Here is a 19,710-nt window from a genome sequence, read left to right as displayed (position 1 = left end):
ATTTTTTATCTGTCTTTTATCCGTCATCATTAGCCGCTTATTATGCCTAATAATCCTTTGTTTTGCTCTGTACCGCCGCCTGCCGAGCTACACGCTTGGCTCAATGTCGAAGGCTCTTTGACTGCTGTGCTTGAGGTAAAAGCTCGGCAGCCCTTGCGCGTTGAGCGCCGATTTGAAGGCTATCGCGCGCTGACACTGGCACAAAAACGCCAGCTGGGTGTACGAGGCGCGCAGCTAAATCGGCCGATGCTGGCGTGGGTACGCGAGGTGTACCTATATGGCAATGATGAGCAGCCGTGGGTCGAGGCACAGAGCATCTTTCCGTTGCCCAGTCTTAAAGGCCGCGCCCGCCGTTTGCAGCAGCTCAAGGGTACGCCCATCGGTTATGTGTTATTTAAGCGCAGCCGCACCTTGCCCAATCAGCGTTTTATCTCGCAGACGGCCAAAGGCTGGCAACGGCAAACGCGTTATGACTGGTATGGGCGTACGCTGCTGATCAGCGAGACGTTTTTGCCCGCGTTCAGCCAAAATAGACAATCACAGATAGGCTGCAACAGAGAACAGAAAAATTTATATCCAAGCATATAAATATACCGTGATAAATACTTTATTTTATTGGCTATTTATTTGCGTTATAAGGCCATTTAATTTGTTCAGCTTAGCGTGAGGTTTTTTTGCGCTCACCATACAAATTTTCATGTTACACTTAAACTTTAGCGATGATATCGACGCCTGCGTGTCGATTTGATTGTCGATATAGACACGTCAATGACAGGCCAATTGCCTGTGCTTGCCTGTTTTACCTCCTTTTGCTACTCGCTTCTTTTCGATAAACACTACCATTAACGATAGCCACTACCTAGGACATTATTATGTTTAAAGATATTTCTATCAAAGAGTTTGATCCAGTACTTGCAGAAGCCATGGCCGCCGAAAGCGTGCGTCAAGAAAACCATATCGAGCTTATTGCCTCAGAAAACTACTGCTCACAAGCGGTCATGGAAGCACAAGGCACCGACCTAACCAACAAATACGCGGAAGGCTATCCAGGCAAGCGTTACTACGGCGGCTGTGAGCACGTCGATGTGATCGAGCAATTGGCCATCGACCGCGCAAAAGAGCTGTTTGGTGCAGAATACGTCAACGTCCAGCCGCACTCTGGTAGCCAAGCAAACTCTGCTGTATTTTTGGCTTTGCTAGAGGCCAATGACACCGTACTTGGCATGAGCCTAGACGCTGGTGGTCACTTGACCCACGGCGCGCACATCAACTTCTCAGGCTTGAACTACAACGCCGTACAGTATGGCCTCGTCGAAGGCACTGGCCTGATCGACTATGACCAAGTTGATGCTCTGGCTCGTGAGCACAAGCCAAAGATGATCATCGCAGGCTTCTCCGCGTATTCACAAGTCGTTGATTGGCAGCGTTTCCGTGATATCGCCGACGAAGTGGGCGCGTACTTGCTGGTTGATATGGCACACGTGGCGGGTCTGGTTGCAGGCGGCGTTTACCCAAGCCCAGTACCCTTTGCCGATGTGGTCACCACCACCACGCATAAAACCCTACGCGGCCCGCGCTCAGGTATGATCTTGGCGCGTGATGAGAAGCTGGCGAAAAAGCTAAACTCTGCTGTCTTCCCAGGCAACCAAGGTGGCCCGCTCATGCACGTTATCGCGGCAAAAGCGGTTTGCTTTAAAGAAGCGCTAGAAGACAACTTTAAAACCTATCAGCAGCAAGTGGTCAAAAACGCCCAAGCAATGGCAAAAGTCATCCAAGAGCGTGGCTATGAAATCATCTCTGGCGGTACTGAAAACCACTTGATGCTCATCAGCCTAGTCAAGCAAGAAATGACGGGTAAAGAAGCAGACAAATGGCTTGGTGATGCCCACATTACTGTGAACAAAAACGCTGTACCAAACGATCCAAAATCGCCGTTTGTTACCTCTGGTATCCGTATCGGTACGCCAGCGATTACCACGCGCGGCTTTAACGAAGCACAAGCAGGCGAGTTGGCAGGCTGGATCTGTGACGTACTAGACAGCCGCGGTGACGAAAAAGTCGCTGCTGAAGTACGCGGCAAAGTAGAAGCCATCTGTAAAGAGTTACCAGTTTACGAAAAAAACCAGTAATTTTCGATTGCTTGATTTTTACCGTTAGGTTGAAAAAAACCGCTTAGCTTAATGGCTAGGCGGTTTTTTATTGCACTGGCGTTTATTTTTTAAGTGGTCAGTTTATGCGAATTAAACCGTCTATACATACAAAGCTGGGCAATCCGTCACTTTAAAAAACTCTCTGTTAATACGACTTGATAGTATAGTCAATTCATTCTAAAAATGACATAGCGCTGCTGGGATGAATTTTGCGCAGCCTCTGTGATAACAGCACGCAAGTAAAATTTATACCAGTAGCGCGTTTAGGTTTATAACAATTTTAATTTGAACTGACTATACAAAGTTACCTAATACACCTTTTAGCCACCAAGCTGGTTTAGAGCCAATGCTAAGATGAGGCCAATGGTGGTGCTAATACCCGCCCAATGGTTGCTGCGTTTGAAGGCGGTCGGGAAGACCTCGGTGGCCAAAGAGGCAATGACTGCCCCAGCGGCAAAGCAATTGATCGCACTAATAACGGCGTCATCGACATTTTTTAGCAGTATCTTGCCCAAGATAGCCGCCAGTGATAATAAAGCTGCGGCCCCAACCCATAGCATCAGCACTTTTTTATTGCTGGCACCGTTACGGCGCATTTCTTTGGCACCGCCTGCTGCTTCTGGCAGGTTCGATAACAAAATAGAGCCGGCCAGAGCCGCCACTTGCATGACGTTGCCGCTGATTAATGCCACACCCAGCGCTAAGTTTTCTGGGATGCCATCGAGAGTGATGGCTGCCAGCAGCCCCGAGCCGCCATCGGCATTGAGCTTTTCATCGAGTAGATAATCGACACTCGCAAATACCACTGCGCCCAACAGTGCAAAAGCTGCGGTAATCCAAACCCCGCTGTCAGTCACTGCCGGCTGTACCAGCTCGATGACCACTGATATCATTAGCGCGCCACCAGCGACCGCCAATAAATTCCCCTCAAGCCAGCTTGGCAAGCGGCCATAAAGCCCCCATAGTGCTCCGATAATCAGAGCGCCGGATACCACAACAATCACTGCAAATATCAACATAGTATGCCTCATTATTTTTATAAGGTATTGATAACGGCTGATGGGTTTTGTGTCATTAGAAGTTGCGTAACGACCGGGTTAGGTACTGTTAGCGCTATGCTTTTTTATATTAAACGTCCAAAAAAACCTCAAACGCCCAAAAAAGCCCCGATTATAAAAATAATCGAGGCTTATAAAGCGCAATTCAGGTTAACTTTTGATTAAATAGCTTACATAAACGGCAGTTTGATAAATATTTGTAATATCGTGGCGTTGACGATATCGACAAAGAACGCCCCAACCATCGGCACAATCAAAAACGCTTTAGGCGAAGGCAAGTAACGATCAGTGACCGCCTGCATGTTGGCAATCGCCGTCGGCGTCGCACCCATACCAAACCCACAGTGCCCAGCTGATAACACCGCCGCGTCATAGTCTTTGCCCATGACCTTAAAGGTAATCAGGTAAACATAGATGATCATAATAGCGGTCTGTACCAATAGGATGATCAGCACAGGGCCTGCCAGATCAGTCAGCTGCCATAGCTTGAGAGACAGTAGCGCCATGGCCAAAAACAAGCTCAAAGAGGCGTTACCAAACACATCGATTGAGCGATCAAACATATCGAAGTTAAATAAAGTGGTGAGCACATTACGAATGATAACACCGCCTGCCAGCGCCCAAACGAAGGTAGGTAGCTCAAACCAAGTATCGGTGGCCAGCAGCGTCATCACATCGGCAAACGCCAAAGCGGCTGCAAATAGCGCCAACGTCTCAATGGTCGAGGAGGCGGTGATAAAACGCATACTGTCAGGTCTTTCAAAGATTTCTTTGTTGCTGTGTGCAGAGTCTTCATCATGTTTGGTGCTATATAGCGATTGCGCCCCAGCGACTTTTTCGATATCACTAGGGTTGGGATTGGCAGGGGTTGGCTTGAGACCGAGCCGCCGAATCAAGCGGCGCGCCACAGGGCCACCGATGATACCGCCTGCGACCAGACCATAAGTGGCCACTGCGATACCAAGTGTGGTCGCACCCACCACGCCATAGTCTTCTTCTAGCGTAATGCCCCAAGCGCCTGCGGTGCCATGTCCGCCCGTCAGAGCGATGGAACCTGTCACCAGCCCAAGCAGAGGATCGAGTCCCAACACGCTGGCCATAGCGACGCCCACGATGTCTTGTAGCACGATAAACACCGACACCACGATCGTAAAAATCAGCAGCGGCGTGCCACCAGCTTTTAGGCGACTAAAATCAGCACTGAGACCGATGGAGGCAAAAAACATCAGCATGGTCGCGGTTTGGAGTCCCTGATGAAAGTTGAAAGTATAGCCCCACACCATATTGAGAATATAGACCACGATTGCCGCGACCAAGCCGCCAGCCACTGGTTCTGGAATATTAAAGTCTTCTAAGAATTTAATCCTTTTGACCAAAAAGCGCCCCATTAGCAGCACTAAAGTGGCCAGTATCAGCGTGTAATAGCCGTTTAAGGTAATTTCCATACGTTAATCCTTTCTATAAAAATAAATTAACCTGAATTCGGGATAAATATGGCTTTATCTCGAATTCAGGTTTGGTGATGGTTTTTGGTTAAGCGGAGTCTGTCGGCGGTGTTATGACCCACAGTTGCGGCTTGCCAAATTCTTTATAGGCGTCCTCAATGATGCGTTGAAACATCGTAAAGTCTTTAGTCATTATGTTGGTTACCGTCGTCAAATCCAGCACCAGCTTGGTCACATCGCTGTCGGTCAAACAGTCCCAAGCGCTGTCCCAGTTGTGCGAAAAATAACTGGGGAAGTGGCACGCTGCTGCCAGACTGCTCAGCAACGTGTGCTTGTTGAGTACGTCAGCGATAGGGATGACAGTTGCCTGCTGTAGCGCCCTATCGTGCTCGGCGCTGTCAGGATTGACATAGTAAATGGCTTGGCTCATGTTATTTTACTTCCAGTTTGCGAAAGCTATCGTAGTGGTCCACGGTCAGATAGTAAATGGTGGGCGGATGACCGCCTGTGACGATACGCCTAGCACCGCGGTGCGATATGCCGGGCGTGGGCACAGTGTACTCACGGTAATAGCCTTGCGTCTGTATCGGTAGCCTGCCTTCACGATTATAAAAAGTCGAGCCGTCTTTATGAGGGTAAGGAAACGGCCCGCCTTGTTGAATCAGCGCGATGGTATGGTCTATTTGTGCGTCACCGGTGATAGGGTTGGCGCTGTTAGCTGGCAGCGATAGGGCAGCTGAGTCGATACTCGGGTCAGGCTCGGCGCTATCGCGATACTCGGTGACCGCAGCACCCTCAGTGCGATCGACCAATGCCCCAGTATTTATATCAGCATTTATATCAGCGAAAAAATAAATCGCCGCGACAATCAGAGCCAACACACCAAATAACGTGGCACGTGGGCTGCTATTGTTTTGCTTGCCGCTTTGCATAAGGGCATCGTCCTTTAGGTCGTTGGAAGCCATTGACTACTCATCACATGATGGGACTACTTATCACATGATTGCTGATCTCAGCAAAGCCTATCGCATGATGGTTTGCGCCACAACCGATACGGACGTGGGCAAAACGTTATCAAAGGGTGGGTTTATATCGTAAGTTCGGCTCAAAATCAATACCTTGCTCATGGCGGATATCAAGGTAATAACGCGGTAAGAATATGCTAGGGCGTGTCCTCAATTCGATCGATAGTCATCTAAATGGGCTAAAAATGGCTAAATCTGGCCAAACGGTGTCAAATAGCTGACTAATATCTCAATATTATCTGCGCTATTTTCCTTGTTCGACGGCGATTTATCTCATTTTTATCGCCATTTTTAAAATGAGGACACGCCCTAGATAGATAAGAGTTATTTTTTGTTTGCTATCGCTGGCTGCTGAATACCACACAGTAGCAATTTAATAAAAAACGCCAGCAACTTAGCTGACGTTTTTGGTGGATTATACGTTAAGTTAGGCGATGGATGATAGGTTTGCGTCCAATTCACCTTTGATAAGTGGTCGATAAATATGTGATAAGTTACGCGCGCGTCTCGCCGTGACCATAGACGATCCATTTTTGTGAGGTCAGGCCTTCGAGCCCTACAGGGCCGCGCGCGTGGATTTTGTCGGTTGAGATACCAATCTCAGCACCCAAGCCATACTCAAAACCATCGGCAAAACGGCTAGAAGCATTGATCATCACACTGGCCGAATCCACCTCACGGATAAAGCGCTGCGACTTGGTATAGTTGTCGGTGATGATAACGTCGGTATGATGGCTGCCATGGGTATTGATATGTTCAATGGCCTCGTCGATACCAGATACCACCTTAACCGCCAAGATAGGGGCCAGATACTCGGTATCCCAGTCATCGCTAGTGGCTGCTGATAGATGACCTTGCAAGGTCGCATTGTCATTTAAGATGGCTTGTGACTTATCATCAAGGCGCAGTTGCATGGCGTCATCCGCTTTTATGATGGCTTCGGCAATCTTTGGCAACAGCTCACTTGCGACATGCTCATCGACCAATAGTGTCTCCATGGTATTACAGGTGCCATAACGATGGGTCTTGGCATTGACACTGACTTTAATCGCCGTTTCGGCATCGGCATCACTGTCGATAAAGGTATGGCAGTTACCATCTAAGTGCTTGATGACTGGTACTTTGGCATCGCGGCTGATGCGCTCGATCAAGCCTTTGCCGCCGCGAGGTACGATGACATCGACGTAGTCTGTCATGGTGATCAGCTCACCGACTGCTGCGCGATCCGTCGTTTGTAAGACCTGCACACTGTGCTCAGATAGGCCGACCTTTTTTAGGCCTTGTAGGATACATTTGGCCAGTGCTTGATTGGACTCAAAAGCCTCAGAGCCACCGCGCAAGATGATGGCGTTACCTGATTTTAGCGCCAAAGAGGCGGCTTCTAAGGTGACGTTGGGGCGCGACTCATAAATCATACCGACCACACCGAGGGGGACGCGCATTTTGCCTAAATGAATACCAGAGGGGCGGTAGGTCATGTCAGTGACCTCACCGATAGGGTCAGGCAATGCCGCAACGTCTTTTAGGCCTTGTAACATACCATCGAAGCGCGCGTCGTTTAGCTCAAGGCGATCTAGTAGCGCGGTGTCCAAGTCGTTTTTTTGACCGTTGTCCATATCGATTTTGTTGGCGGCCAAGATGTCTGATTTGGCGTTTTTGAGTACGTCATGAATCGCCATCAGCGCCGCGTTTTTATCGCCAGTATTGGCTGCCGCGAGGGCGCGTGAGGCGGCGCGTGCTTGCTTACCGACCGTTTGCATATAAGTGGTAACGTCTGTGGTAGTGGTTTGAGTCATAAATATGTCCTTATGGTTATCAGTGTCTGACAGGGCGATCAATGCCATAAATAATAAAAGCGCCTAGCAAGGCAAAAGTTTAACAAATATAGAAGGTTAAATGCTCAGATGGCATTGTGCTATTTAACATAGAGGAGATTGCCTCGATAGTAAAGACGATTTTGTGAACAGCGCCCGCTTGACCGCATCTATTTGTCGACTTTCAGCGGTGTGCCAAGGGCGGTTACATGACAGTTACCTGTTTTTAACACAATTGTGCTGTAACTACTAAGGTAGTCAAACGACATCGTTAGTATAGTGAAGGGTCAAGTAGGGGGCAGCCGAACGCCAATGTCCCTGTTAAGTGAATCAATATACTCTGTACTAATGAGGAAGAATGACATGGCTATGCTCTATAAAATGGACAAAAACTGGCTAACTGTTGGATTGGTGGCGGCAGCCTTGACACTCAGCGCTTGTGGCAAAAAAGACGATGCGCCGATGGAGACCGAGCCTGCTGTCGACGCACAAACCACAGTAGAGACCGAGGCGACGGGTGTTGCGACTGCAGAGTCTTCTGATGATGTGGCAGTGGCAAGTACTGATACCAGTGTCGACGACGCAATGGCGGTAGGTGACAATGACGATGTCGCGGTGGCAACTGCTGACGATGCCGAAGTGCTGGATGGTACAGAGAGCTCAGAGCACATCTCGACTTATTAAGCGGTCTGACTAGACAAGATAATTAGATGATAGGTGGTGCCTGATGTTTTTTGCAGATAAGTAGGCATCAAAGCAAGTAGGCGTCAAAGGCGATAAGATAACAGCACGCCGAGCCTGCTAAAGTGATAAAATAGCGCCCAGTGCTGTCGATGCAGACTGGGTTTTTTTATGTGGGTAAAGGGCGGCCAACGTGGTACACGGGCCAAACGCCTAGGTACCTGACATAGATAATATTTGCCTTTTTGCTGCGGAATAAGAGACAATGGCACATTTTTATTCGTGTTTTCACTCATATTTATTGGAAGTCTGCTAAACCATGCTTGATACTGCAAAAAATCCGACTCGGCCTATCGCCTTAGATTTACAAGATATCCATAAAAGCTACGGCTCATTAGCAGTGCTAAAAGGGGTGTCGCTCACCGCCTATGATGGTGATGTTATCTCGATTTTGGGTTCGTCCGGCTCAGGCAAATCTACGTTGCTGCGCTGCATTAACCTATTAGAGAAGCCCAATCAAGGTCGTATATTCATCGGTGATGAAGAGCTGATGCTAAAGCCTGCCAAATCAGGCGAGCTACAAGCGGCAGATATCAAGCAGTTAGAAAGCTTGCGCGCGCGCGTGGGTTTTGTCTTTCAAAACTTTAACTTGTGGCCGCACAAGACCATTTTGCAAAACATCATCGAAGGCCCGACGCAGGTCCTAAAAATCAAAAAAGACCAAGCCATCAGTGATGCCGAAAAACTGCTCGACAAAGTAGGGCTGCTTGACAAAAAAGACGCCTATCCGGCCAATCTCTCTGGTGGTCAGCGTCAGCGTGTCGCCATCGCTCGTGCGCTTGCCATGCAGCCGCAAGTACTGCTATTTGATGAGCCGACCTCGGCGCTCGATCCTGAGCTGGTCAATGAGGTGCTGGCGGTGATGCGCGAGCTGGCAGAAGAGGGGCGTACCATGCTCATTGTCACTCACGAGATGCGCTTTGCTCGCGAAGTCTCAAGTAAGGTGGTGTTTTTACACCAAGGCGTCATTGAAGAAATCGGAACGCCTGAGCAAGTATTTGACAATCCTACCTCTGAGCGCGTCAAGGACTTTATGTCCTCTCATCGCCAAAGCTAGCCGCATGGCTGCTATGCACTGTATTACAAAACTAAGATAGCATTAAAAAATTAGGACAGCGCGGCCGTTGCTGTCCTAAAGCGAGTTAACTAATTAACTAAGTCTGAAAACCACCTCTATAATAAAATCTAACGCTTGGTCATGATTTTTAGTCATGGCTATGTGGTCATTAGCATTGATGGTTTATTACCCAACAATAACAGTCCGTATGTAAAACGTTTGTTTTTGATATTTTACTCAGGTATTATCAGAAGGTTTATAGGCGGCCGTGCATGACGGCTGTCTGTCTATTCTGCTATCTATATTGCTTGTCTGGCAGGGACGTCAGAGAACAAAATATCAGAACCCTATATCAAAAACTCATCAGAATTTAAGGAATGTATGATGTCGAATTCTCGCCTATTGTGGTCGTCGATGACCGTTACTGCAGCGTTGATGCTGAGCGCTTGTAGCCAACCAGCCAATGAAACTGCTGATACCAATGCTGACGCACCGGCAGCAGAAACCGCTGGCAAGACCATTCGTATCGCCACCGAGGGCGCTTACCCTCCTTTTAACTATACCAATGCCGATGGTAGCTTGGGCGGGTTTGATATCGATGTGGCCAATGCGCTATGCGAGCAAATGCAGGCGGATTGTGAAATCGTCGCTCAAGACTGGGACGGTATTATCCCAGGTCTATTGGCACAAAAATACGATGCGGTAATCGCAGGTATGTCTATTACCGCTGAGCGTCAAGAAAAAGTAGACTTTAGCGAGCCATACTTTGCCAACACCATGGTTTGGCTGACCAAAACCGATGGTAGCTTTGATCCGAACTCGGTCGAAAACCTCACGCTTGGTGGTCAGCGCTCGACCACGCCTGGCGCTTATCTACAAGATAACTACGAAGGCAAAGACGGCAACACCGTGCAGTTGTACGACAACTACGACAACGCTTATTTGGACCTAAAATCAGGCCGTAGCGATGCGGTATTGGCCGAAAAAGTATCAGCCAAATCTTGGCTGGCAGACAATACCGAAGGCTTTGGTATTGTAGGCGATGAAATTGACAATGACGATAATATTGCCATTGCCGTGCGCAAAGGCGACTCACTCAAAGAAGACTTTAACAAAGCTCTGAGCGAAATCCGTAGCAACGGTGAATTGGCGCGTCTTGAGCAGATAAATTTTGGTCAGTAAGCTGTCGGGCGTGTCAGCAAACGAATACTGACCCGCCTTATAAACAAACAGTAATCCATAAGTCATGAGTGACAAACGGCTGGTAAATATATTAAGGAATAACCCTATGACAATTTCAATGACTCGCTCTATGAGAAAAAAAGCCCTTTGGCTTGCGCCACTAAGCGCGGCCATGCTAATGCTGGCAGGCTGTAACAATAGCTCGGCACCAGCAGACAGCGCCGAGGCAGATGCAGCAGACGCCCCGTTAAACATCAAAATCGCTACCGAATCCAGCTACAAGCCTTTTAGTTATACCGATGCTGATGGCAAACTGATCGGCTATGAGATTGAGCTGGTCGATGCCTTATGTGCGCAAATGAAAGCAGAATGTGAGGTCATCTCACAAGACTGGGATGGCTTGATTCCAGGGCTCAATGCACAAAAATTTGATGCCGCCATCGCGGGTATGTCTATCACCCCTGAGCGTAAAGAAGTGGTGGATTTTAGTGACCCTTACTTCCACAGCGGTATCATCTTGATCGGTAAAAAAGGCGATGACCTCGCTATCGATTCGCTAAAAGGCCAGCCGATTGCGTCTCAGCGCTCAACTGTTGCTTCACAGTATCTACAAGATGAGCACAGCGATGCGGATATCAAACTCTATGACACACAAGACAACGCGTATCTAGACCTTACCTCAGGTCGCGTGCGCGGTATGATGTCTGATAAAGTGACAGGTATTGACTGGCTAAAAACAGAAGCTGGACAAAACTACGAAGTCAAAGGCAATGAGATCAGCAGCGACGATGATGCGATGGGTATTGCTTTTCGTAAAGGCGATCCGCTAGTAGCGAAGTTCAACAAAGCCTTGTCTGAGCTAAAAGCCAACGGCACCTACGATCAAATCACGGGCAGCTATTTTGGCACCAGCTCAACCGCCGCTGCGCAAAAAGCCGTCGCCACAGAAGGTGTAGAAGAAGTGCTGGTCGTTGATGATGGCGATATCGATGCCAATGCGGTCATCGCTGACCAAGAGCAAGCAGAAGCCGCAACGAACTAATCTTACCGCTCATCGCTATTTGGGCGCATAGGGTCATCCCTGTGACTACTGGCGTAGGGTAGCGATGGGTATTGTTTTTATCACAACTCTCAAGGATGATCATGAATAATCGTTTTGACCACCGCCGCGCCGTCGCCACTGTACCTACCAAAAGCCCTATCAGCGTGCGACGTTGTTTAGCACCGTTTATCGCGATAAGTGCGCTTGTTACGTTGGTCGGTTGTGGTACTGGTCAAAATGAAACCGCCTCTGATGACCCTCAAGACACAGCCGCCGCCGCGACAGGTGAGGTGCTGCGTATCGGTACCGAAGGTGCTTATGCGCCGTTCAACTATACCAATGCTGATGGCAGCCTTGGCGGGTTTGATGTCGATATCGCCAATGCCATCTGCGCTGACATGCAGATGACGTGTGAGATCATGGCGCAAGACTGGGATGGTATCATTCCAGGACTCAAGGCGGGTAAGTACGATGCCATCGTCGCGGCGATGTCGGTCACGCCTGAGCGCGCCAAGCAGGTAGCATTTACCGAGCCATACTTTAGTAATGCGCTGGTGTTTTTGGCCAAAAAAGACAGCAGCTTTGATCCTACCAATAGCAGCGACATCAATGCGCACTCTATCGCCGCTCAGCGCTCGACCATCTCATCGCAGTGGCTGGAGAACGCCTATCCAAAGGCCGATATCAAGCTGTATGATACCTTGAGTAATGCCTTTTTGGATTTGGGCTCAGATCGCGTCGATGCCATGATCTCTGATAAACTGCCAGCGCTAGAGTGGCTTAGCTCGCCATCAGGCAGCAATTATGCGCTCAAAGGCGAGGAGATCGATATCAATGATAACTTTGCGATTGCCGTGCGTCCTAACGATGAAGCCTTGCAAGCCAAAATCAATCAGTCGCTGGCCAATCTCAAGGCCAATGGCACTTATGATAAAATCAATGAAAAATACTTTGCCGTGCCTACCAGTGCAGCGGCAATGCCAGCAGTAGATGACGCAGCGCAGTAAGTTTGTCGCCACATGCTTGGTAAAACCACAGGTCTGCTGAGATATTTTATGGCGTGGTTGTCTTTATAAGGTCATTATAAAGTCATTAGCTATTAATTAGTCAGCACAAGGACATTGCCATTGGATTGCCAGTGGCGATGTCTTTTTTGTTTTGGGCAAATCGGTGCGTGATGGCTACAAAGAAGGGTCGACTTTTATCAAATCTATCTGATTTGTTTGCTATTTATCCTGATAAGTGTCTATTTAGGCAACGCTTTTACGTCTGAGTGTTAACATAGCGGCGAGCGAATATGATAAAATCAGCGCTCATTTCTACTGTGTCAATTACCGTCGCCATAGTCGTATGAATATCACGTCACTCTATGACGTAAAAAACCGCCCGTCTATGCAGTTTTTTATACGACTATCAGCCGCGCTCAGCTATTGATGCTGATTCTTTTAACTCATATTTTGCAACTTGCTAATATAAAGAGACTGAGTGGATAATTGTGTTTGATTTACAAGGATTTGGCGCGCTTTTATTAAGCGGCGCTACCGTCACCATAAAGCTTGCGTTGACTAGCCTAGTCATCGGCATGGCTTTGGGCTTGCTCGGCGCGACAGCAAAGATGTCCAATATCTGGGTGCTGCGTAAGCTGGCGACTGTCTATACTGCCACGATGCGCGGCATACCTGAGCTGTTGTTGGTGCTGTTTATTTATTATGGCGGCTCCATACTGCTGATGAGCATCCTCAAAAAATTCGGCTATAACGATTATATCGAGATTAGTGCGTTTTGGGGCGGGGTCATGGCGCTCTCGATTGCTTTTGGTGCTTATGCGACCGAAATTTTTCGCATGTCGATTCAAGAGATTCCAGTTGGGCAACGCGAGGCCGCGCAAGCAATTGGTATGCGTCCGCTGCAGACTTTTTATCGTATCACCTTGCCGCAAGTGTGGCAGATTGCCTTGCCAGGTTTGGGCAATTTGTTTTTGGTACTGCTCAAAGACACAGCGCTGGTCTCGGTTGTGGGTCTCAAGGACATCATGTATCAGTCCTCGCGGGCCGCGCAGTCGACACAGCAGCCATTTACGTTTTATATGGCGGCGGCCATTATTTATTTGGGTCTGACCATGTTGATTACCGGTTTTATGATGTGGCTTGAGTGGCGTGCCAATCCAGCGGCGCGCTACGCCAAAAAAATCAGCCGTCAGTCAACACAACGTCAATCGACCATAGGGTAGAGGAGAGAGACTATGGATTGGAATTGGCAGGTCATCTTTGACCATATCCCTGATTTGATGGGTGGTGCGGTGCTGACCGTACAGCTGGTGGTGGTATCAGGTATTATCGGATTGTTTTTTGGTCTGATTTTAGCGCTGTTACGCCTATCGAAAAATTGGGCAGTACAGGTATTACCGTTTTTATATATTTTCTTTTTCCGTGGTACGCCGCTGCTGGTACAGATATTTTTGATTTATTATGGTCTGGGTCAGTTTGAGGCGGTGCGCGACTCGTTTTTATGGGAGCCGGTGCTTAGTCAAGCTTACTGGTGTGCGATCATCGCCTTTACCATGAATACCAGTGCGTATTTGGCGGAGATCATTCGCGGTGCGATTCAGGCCATTCCCGTAGGCGAGCTAGAAGCTGCGGATGCGCTGGGTATGTCGAAGTGGCAAAAGCTGACCCGCGTGACACTGCCGCGCGCCTTTGGTATCGTCATCCCTGCTTATAGTAATGAAGTCATCTTTATGCTAAAAGGTAGTGCGCTGGCCTCGACCATCGCTTTGATGGACATCACAGGGGTGGCGCGGACGATCAGTGCGCGAACCTATACCTTGATGGAGCTGTTTTTTGCAGCAGGTGTCATTTATCTGCTATTGTCGTGGGTGATCTTGTTTAGCTTTAGAATGTTTGAAAAACGTATGAATCGCCATGCCAGCTATGTACCACCCGATGTGGCGACCAATACCATCCCTTAAGGATATCAGTCAGCATCGCTGCTTTTGATGTCTGTGAATAACTTGCTGTGAGAGCCGAGTATGAGTCAATCGCCCCATATGTCGCTGGTCAATGCCATCGCGGCCAATGCCAATAATGATGAGAGCATGACCGATGCCAATCAAAGCTTGCGTGCGCCGATTGGTAAAGTGGTTTGTGTCGGTCGCAATTACGCCGCGCATGCTCGCGAGCTGGGCAATGAGGTACCTACCTCGCCGATGCTGTTTATGAAGCCCGCCTCTTCGGTGGTGTCTATCCGCCAAGGCGTGGTCCGTCCAGATCCGGCAGTATTTGGTGACACGCACTATGAGACTGAGCTGTGTATCCAGCTGGCAACGGATTTATCTGCTGCGACGATGGAGGAAGCAACGCAAGCCATCGGTGCGGTGACGGTGGGGCTGGATTTGACCTTGCGCGATTTGCAGTCTGAGCTAAAAGCAAAAGGCCATCCATGGGAGCGCGCCAAATGCTTCGATGGTGCTTGTGTGCTGGCTGATTGGCTCGATCCCCAAGCGTTTGGCGACTTTCGCAATGTCGCCTATCAGCTGTATATCAATGATAGCCTCAAGCAAGACGGCGATACTGCTTTGATGCTGTTTCCGGTGTATGAGCTGCTGGTCAATATCAGTCATGCCTTTAGCTTACAGGCAGGCGATGTGATTATGACGGGTACGCCAAGTGGTGTTGGGGTGTTACATGCTGGTGATACGCTGACTCTAAAGCTTGGCGCGCATGAGTGGCAGGCAGAAGTACACTAGGACATTGCCTAGCTAGTGCGTACTTTATCTAATGAAGTTGTTCAAAAAATCCCAAGTGACCGCTTGGGATTTTTTATTGGCGATGTTTTTTATGAAAACGACTTTTGTGGGAGTGGTTTTTATAAGACTGTTTTAGGAAGCTATTTGATGAGCATGGTTGACGCTTATCTCTGTAACAATCTAGCAGCCTTTGGTGGGCGGCTGAGTGATAGATTGAGCGGTTATTGTCAACGTACTGTCATAAATGCTCGGTAGACTTGTGCGTAACTTATATCGTTGTGGTGGATTTGATAAAGCCGCAACCCATCCTTTACGCCACTCTAGCCAAATAGCAAGGTGACTGAACATGACGTTATTGAACAAACCGCTCGCTCATGAAGCCGTAGAAGACTCAAACACGAGCAATAATATCGAATTTCAAACCATCATCAATCGCCGTATGCATCGCCGCCATATCTTAAAAGGCGGTACAGGGCTGACGGCGGCGGCGTTTTTTGGGGCGTTGCCTTTGGTTGGCTGTAGTGACGACGATGACGACAGCCCATCTCGCCTGCCCAGCGACGATGACCAAGCCGCCATCCCAGCACAAGGGAATCTCAAACGTCCCGATACCCTAAAATTCACTGCAGTGGCGCATTCGACAGCCGATACCATGAGTGTGGCGGAAGGCTATCAGGCAGAGATGATATTGCCACTAGGGACACCGCTGATGTCTGGTATCGCCGACTGGAAGGACAACCGTGAGCAGTCCGCTGAGTCGTTTGAGTGGCGCATGGGCGACAACCATGATGGCATGTGGTTTTTTGGCAAAAAAGGCAATAACTACGATGCCAAAGCCTCTAAAAACGGCCTGCTGGTCATGAACCATGAGTATGTCAATAGCAGCGAGCTTAGCCCATTCGGTTATCATGTCATCTCGGATAACAATGCGGCACCCATTTATCAAAACCGTCGTTTGGCCAGTGATGTGCGCCGTGAGGTCAACTGCCACGGGGTCGCTGTCGTTGAGATGACGCGACGTGCCGATGGGGTGGGTTATGAGATGGTCAAGGATTCAAAATACAATCGCCGTATCACCAGCAGTACGCCCGCCCAGCTGACGGGCCCTGTGGCAGGCTCTGATTTGGTCAAGACAAAGTTTGATCCAACAGGGTTTCAGACGCGCGGCATCAACAACAACTGCGGCGCAGGACTGTCGCCGTGGGGTACCTATCTGACGACAGAGGAAAATTTCTTGGGCGTATTTGCGCGTGGTCAAGACGCCGAGCAGCTAAGCGCAGGTCATAACTACGGGCGTGAGCGCTATGGGGCCAGCGAAAACTTCCCTGGCTGGGAGTATCTGTGGCATACGCCTTATGCCAAAGATGAAATCATAGCTGATGAGTTTGCCCGCTGGAATATGACCGCGACAGGCGCTGATGCTACTGAGGATTATCGCAATGGTTTTAATACCTTTGGCTACATCACCGAAATCGATCCTTTTGATCGGCACTCAGCACCGCAAAAGCGCACGGCACTCGGTCGTTTTGCACACGAAAACTGCGCGTATGCACCTGTCGAGTCAGGTAAACCTGTGGTGTTTTATATGGGGGATGATGCGCGTGGCGAGTATATTTATAAGTTTGTCTCAAAGGCACGATGGTCCAATGCAGATATTGGCGGCGGCCTCAAAGCTGGCGACAAATACCTAAATGAAGGCACGCTGTATGTGGCGGTGTTTCACGAAGACGGTCGAGGCGAGTGGCGGCCACTGGTCTATGGACAAAATGGACTAGATGCGACCAATGCTGAGCTGCCCTTTGCTGGGCAAGATGAAGTGTTGGTCTTTGCGCGCGCTGCTGCCGATGCCTTGGGTGCGACCAAGATGGATCGTCCAGAGTGGGTATCGGTGAGCCCCATGACAGGCGAGGTGTATGTGACCTTGACCAACAACAAATATCGCGGCGAGCGTGAGGATCAGCCTCTCTCAGCAGCCAACCCGCGCAGCTACGAGGCGCGCGGCAAATCCCGCGGAAATGATAATGGTCATATCATTCGCTGGGCCGAAGCAGGCGGTGACCATGCGGCGACTCGTTTTGAGTGGGATATATACTTGTTTGCCGCGCCCAGTGAGCTGGCGGCAGAGAACTTATCGCAATTAAACAAAAACAATGACCTGTCATCGCCTGATGGTCTGTACTTTGATCCGCGCGGGGTTTTATGGATTCAGACCGATGATGGTGCGTATACCGATACCAGCAGTTGTATGCTATTGGCCGCGTTGCCTGGTCAGGTCAATGATGGCACGACGATCACCACATCTGCAGGCCAGCAAACCCGAGTCGGAATGACTGCTAGTGATGACAGTATCAAACGTTTTTTTGTCGGTCCTGAAGGCTGTGAGGTGACAGGCATCACCATGACGCCAGATTTTAAAACGTTATTTATCAACATTCAGCATCCTGGCAACACATGGGGCGCGGTGGCTGGGGGTAGTACGCCGCGCTCGGCCACCGTGATGATTACGCGCGAAGATGGCGATGTTATATTGGCAGAATCCTTTGCTTAGAGCGCTTGGGTGACTCGGCTGCGATAGTGAAACGGCTGCAATAGTGAACGGCCACGATGGTAAAGCGGCGGCACGGTGATTGCAAATACGGATAGTGATGCTAGCTAAAACCGCAAGCGCTGGCTTGGGGTTTTTTTCTGTGAGTAGCGGTATATGTCACGACGTTTTATCGTAAAGCGGCTACCAGTTACATCATTTTTTTCTATTTCAAGCGTTTACAGGCTAGTATATAACTATCTTTTGACCAAATGTGTCCATTTTATGAACGCACTAACGAGTAACACTATGGACAGTGTAGAGATTATTTATAAAGACAGCATGAGGAAAGACAACATGAGGTCTGGTAGCGCAGATGATGAGGCGGGTCATGAGCTGGCCGCGCATTTTGCCTCAGAGAATGCTACTGCAGACCACACAGTAGCGCCGCATAGCGACCTGTATGAGCAAATCGATCAGCTAGCCGCCATCGATATCGACGAAATCATCAAGCTGCAAGCCGATGATGCCAATGCCGTGACGACACATCCTGTGCTGTATGCCGATTTTTTTGAAGGGCTTGCGCAGCTGGCGACGATGGGCGTGGTGGAGGTGACAGAGATTGTGGAAGCCATTCACCGCGAGGTGATTTTACGCCCTTTGGGGCGGTTTGATGAAAACCACCTTAACAATTGGCAACGGGGTATCACGGGGCGTATATATGGCACCATACGCCAGGTCATGCTACTGGTGGGCAACAATCTGGCCGCGGTGCTGCGTATCTACAAAACCATGATGCGCCAAAAAAACACTCAGCCATTGCCCGACACCCTAAAAAAACTGGTCAATGTGCTAAACGGCGTGATGGGTGATCATCTGGTCCATCATAAAAACGCACTGGCCATACCGATGCAGCTCTATGATAGCAATGGTGATACGCAGTTAGCAACGCTCTCAGGGCGAGTGGTAATCTTATGTCATGGCTTATGTATGAGTCATCTCAGTTGGCAATCCGCAGCAGGCAATCATTTGGGGGAGGCCATCGCGCGCAGTCAGCCTGAAGCGACAGTGCTGTACCTTGATTATAATACGGGGCGGCGTATCTCGCGCAGTGGCCGTAAGCTGTGTCAGCTACTACAAGACTTGATCGAGCAGCATCCCAATATCAGTCAGATCGATCTGGTCGGTCACAGTATGGGCGGCTTGGTCGCTCGTAGTGCGCTGTTTTATGGCGAGCAAGACCATCTGGCTTGGGTTAAGCGGGCCGGCAACCTCATCACCCTCGGCTCACCGCACCACGGCGCGGTGCTAGAGCGTATCGGTCATCATGTACAAGACATCATCGCCAAGCTGCCGTTTGCAGGCTCGCTTGCCAAGTTGGGCGAGATGCGCAGCGCGGGTATCATTGATCTGCGTCACGGTAGTATTCGCGATGCAGACTGGCGGGCGCTGGAGGGTCGTAGTGTGCTGCCGCAAGACTTTCGGCATCCTGCGCGCTTGCCAAGTGGTATCAAGACGTATTTTGTCGCCAGTGCATTGGTCGAGACCCATTATGAATCGAGAATGACGCACCTGCTGGGCGATGGTTTGGTCTCTGTCGCCTCAGCGCTTGGAGAAGATGATGCCGAACATGCTTTGTTTGTCCCTGATGGGCATAAAGCACTATTTTATGGCGTCAGTCATATGAATCTGATTCATAGTAGACGGGTGCGCGAGCAAGTAGTGGCGTGGCTGTTAGACAATGGCCGCAGTGACTACGCCGAGCAGCCGCGGATATATTCTTATCCCAAAAGTCTGGGACTGATGGTATAAAGGTAGGTTAGGCTAGATTGCCTTTGCTAAGCACAGCATGTCTCGTCCTAAAATAGATTGATAGTTTTTTTGCTAAGTCAGATACCTTATGTATCTGGCTTTTTTACATTAAGCA

The 19,710-nt window shown here is 49.3% G+C and carries 18 protein-coding genes; 13 read left to right on the top strand and 5 right to left on the bottom strand.

From position 1 onward, the window contains the following. The first annotated feature begins 42 nt into the window (after positions 1-42). Both BTV99_RS07450 and glyA read left to right on the top strand, forming a co-directional pair. Positions 43-588: a chorismate lyase gene (locus BTV99_RS07450; RefSeq protein WP_075101750.1), complete on the top strand. Its 546-nt coding sequence runs from the start codon at positions 43-45 to the stop codon at positions 586-588. A 284-nt stretch (positions 589-872) separates the two neighbouring features. Then, positions 873-2,129 carry a serine hydroxymethyltransferase gene (glyA, locus tag BTV99_RS07445; RefSeq protein WP_075101749.1) on the top strand — a complete coding sequence of 419 codons (1,257 nt, stop codon included), beginning with the start codon at positions 873-875 and terminating at the stop codon, positions 2,127-2,129. A 341-nt stretch (positions 2,130-2,470) separates the two neighbouring features. Here the strand turns inward: glyA and BTV99_RS07440 are convergent, their stop codons facing one another. The 5 genes from BTV99_RS07440 to BTV99_RS07420 form a co-directional block, all read right to left on the bottom strand. Beyond that, positions 2,471-3,169 (bottom strand): ZIP family metal transporter, encoded by a 699-nt coding sequence (locus tag BTV99_RS07440; RefSeq protein ID WP_075101748.1) that lies wholly within the window; start codon positions 3,167-3,169, stop codon positions 2,471-2,473. A 209-nt stretch (positions 3,170-3,378) separates the two neighbouring features. Continuing rightward, positions 3,379-4,653 (bottom strand): sodium/glutamate symporter, encoded by a 1,275-nt coding sequence (gene gltS / locus BTV99_RS07435; protein ID WP_075101747.1) that lies wholly within the window; start codon positions 4,651-4,653, stop codon positions 3,379-3,381. Between the two features lie 88 nt (positions 4,654-4,741). Next, on the bottom strand, positions 4,742-5,083 hold the full coding sequence (locus tag BTV99_RS07430; protein WP_075101746.1) for a barstar family protein: 342 nt from the start codon (positions 5,081-5,083) through the stop codon (positions 4,742-4,744). Position 5,084: 1 nt separating this feature from the next. Continuing rightward, positions 5,085-5,618 (bottom strand): ribonuclease domain-containing protein, encoded by a 534-nt coding sequence (locus BTV99_RS13190; RefSeq protein ID WP_218607469.1) that lies wholly within the window; start codon positions 5,616-5,618, stop codon positions 5,085-5,087. Between the two features lie 554 nt (positions 5,619-6,172). Next, positions 6,173-7,474, bottom strand: coding sequence for a glutamate-5-semialdehyde dehydrogenase (locus BTV99_RS07420; protein ID WP_075101745.1), 1,302 nt, complete (start codon positions 7,472-7,474; stop codon positions 6,173-6,175). A 381-nt stretch (positions 7,475-7,855) separates the two neighbouring features. Between BTV99_RS07420 and BTV99_RS07415 the strand changes: the two genes are divergently transcribed. The 11 genes from BTV99_RS07415 to BTV99_RS07370 all read left to right on the top strand — a co-directional run bounded on the left by BTV99_RS07415 (position 7,856) and on the right by BTV99_RS07370 (position 19,595). Beyond that, complete coding sequence (locus tag BTV99_RS07415) at positions 7,856-8,176, top strand: hypothetical protein (RefSeq protein ID WP_178377940.1); 321 nt, start codon at positions 7,856-7,858, stop codon at positions 8,174-8,176. 316 nt (positions 8,177-8,492) lie between these two features. Next, positions 8,493-9,290 (top strand): ABC transporter ATP-binding protein, encoded by a 798-nt coding sequence (locus BTV99_RS07410; RefSeq protein WP_075101743.1) that lies wholly within the window; start codon positions 8,493-8,495, stop codon positions 9,288-9,290. A 381-nt stretch (positions 9,291-9,671) separates the two neighbouring features. After that, positions 9,672-10,472, top strand: coding sequence for a transporter substrate-binding domain-containing protein (locus tag BTV99_RS07405; protein WP_178377939.1), 801 nt, complete (start codon positions 9,672-9,674; stop codon positions 10,470-10,472). Between the two features lie 106 nt (positions 10,473-10,578). Further along, entirely contained in the window at positions 10,579-11,514 is a 936-nt protein-coding gene (locus BTV99_RS07400) for a transporter substrate-binding domain-containing protein (protein ID WP_075101741.1), read from the top strand. Positions 11,515-11,615: 101 nt separating this feature from the next. Continuing rightward, positions 11,616-12,521: an ABC transporter substrate-binding protein gene (locus BTV99_RS07395; RefSeq protein WP_075101740.1), complete on the top strand. Its 906-nt coding sequence runs from the start codon at positions 11,616-11,618 to the stop codon at positions 12,519-12,521. 488 nt (positions 12,522-13,009) lie between these two features. After that, positions 13,010-13,744 carry an ABC transporter permease gene (locus BTV99_RS07390; protein WP_075101739.1) on the top strand — a complete coding sequence of 245 codons (735 nt, stop codon included), beginning with the start codon at positions 13,010-13,012 and terminating at the stop codon, positions 13,742-13,744. 12 nt (positions 13,745-13,756) lie between these two features. Continuing rightward, positions 13,757-14,482, top strand: coding sequence for an ABC transporter permease (locus BTV99_RS07385; RefSeq protein ID WP_075101738.1), 726 nt, complete (start codon positions 13,757-13,759; stop codon positions 14,480-14,482). Between the two features lie 60 nt (positions 14,483-14,542). Continuing rightward, entirely contained in the window at positions 14,543-15,259 is a 717-nt protein-coding gene (locus tag BTV99_RS07380; protein ID WP_083608572.1) for a fumarylacetoacetate hydrolase family protein, read from the top strand. A gap of 15 nt (positions 15,260-15,274) precedes the next feature. Beyond that, positions 15,275-15,514: a hypothetical protein gene (locus BTV99_RS13290; RefSeq protein ID WP_143507101.1), complete on the top strand. Its 240-nt coding sequence runs from the start codon at positions 15,275-15,277 to the stop codon at positions 15,512-15,514. Positions 15,515-15,605: 91 nt separating this feature from the next. After that, positions 15,606-17,807, top strand: a complete 2,202-nt coding sequence (locus BTV99_RS07375) for a PhoX family phosphatase (protein WP_075101737.1) — start codon at positions 15,606-15,608, stop codon at positions 17,805-17,807. Positions 17,808-18,068: 261 nt separating this feature from the next. Then, on the top strand, positions 18,069-19,595 hold the full coding sequence (locus BTV99_RS07370) for a GPI inositol-deacylase (RefSeq protein WP_256713750.1): 1,527 nt from the start codon (positions 18,069-18,071) through the stop codon (positions 19,593-19,595). The last annotated feature ends 115 nt before the right edge of the window (positions 19,596-19,710 follow it).

It is taken from the genome of Psychrobacter sp. Rd 27.2, assembly GCF_001921755.1.
GTDB lineage: Bacteria > Pseudomonadota > Gammaproteobacteria > Pseudomonadales > Moraxellaceae > Psychrobacter > Psychrobacter celer.
This window is presented reverse-complemented; position numbering and strand designations above follow the sequence as displayed.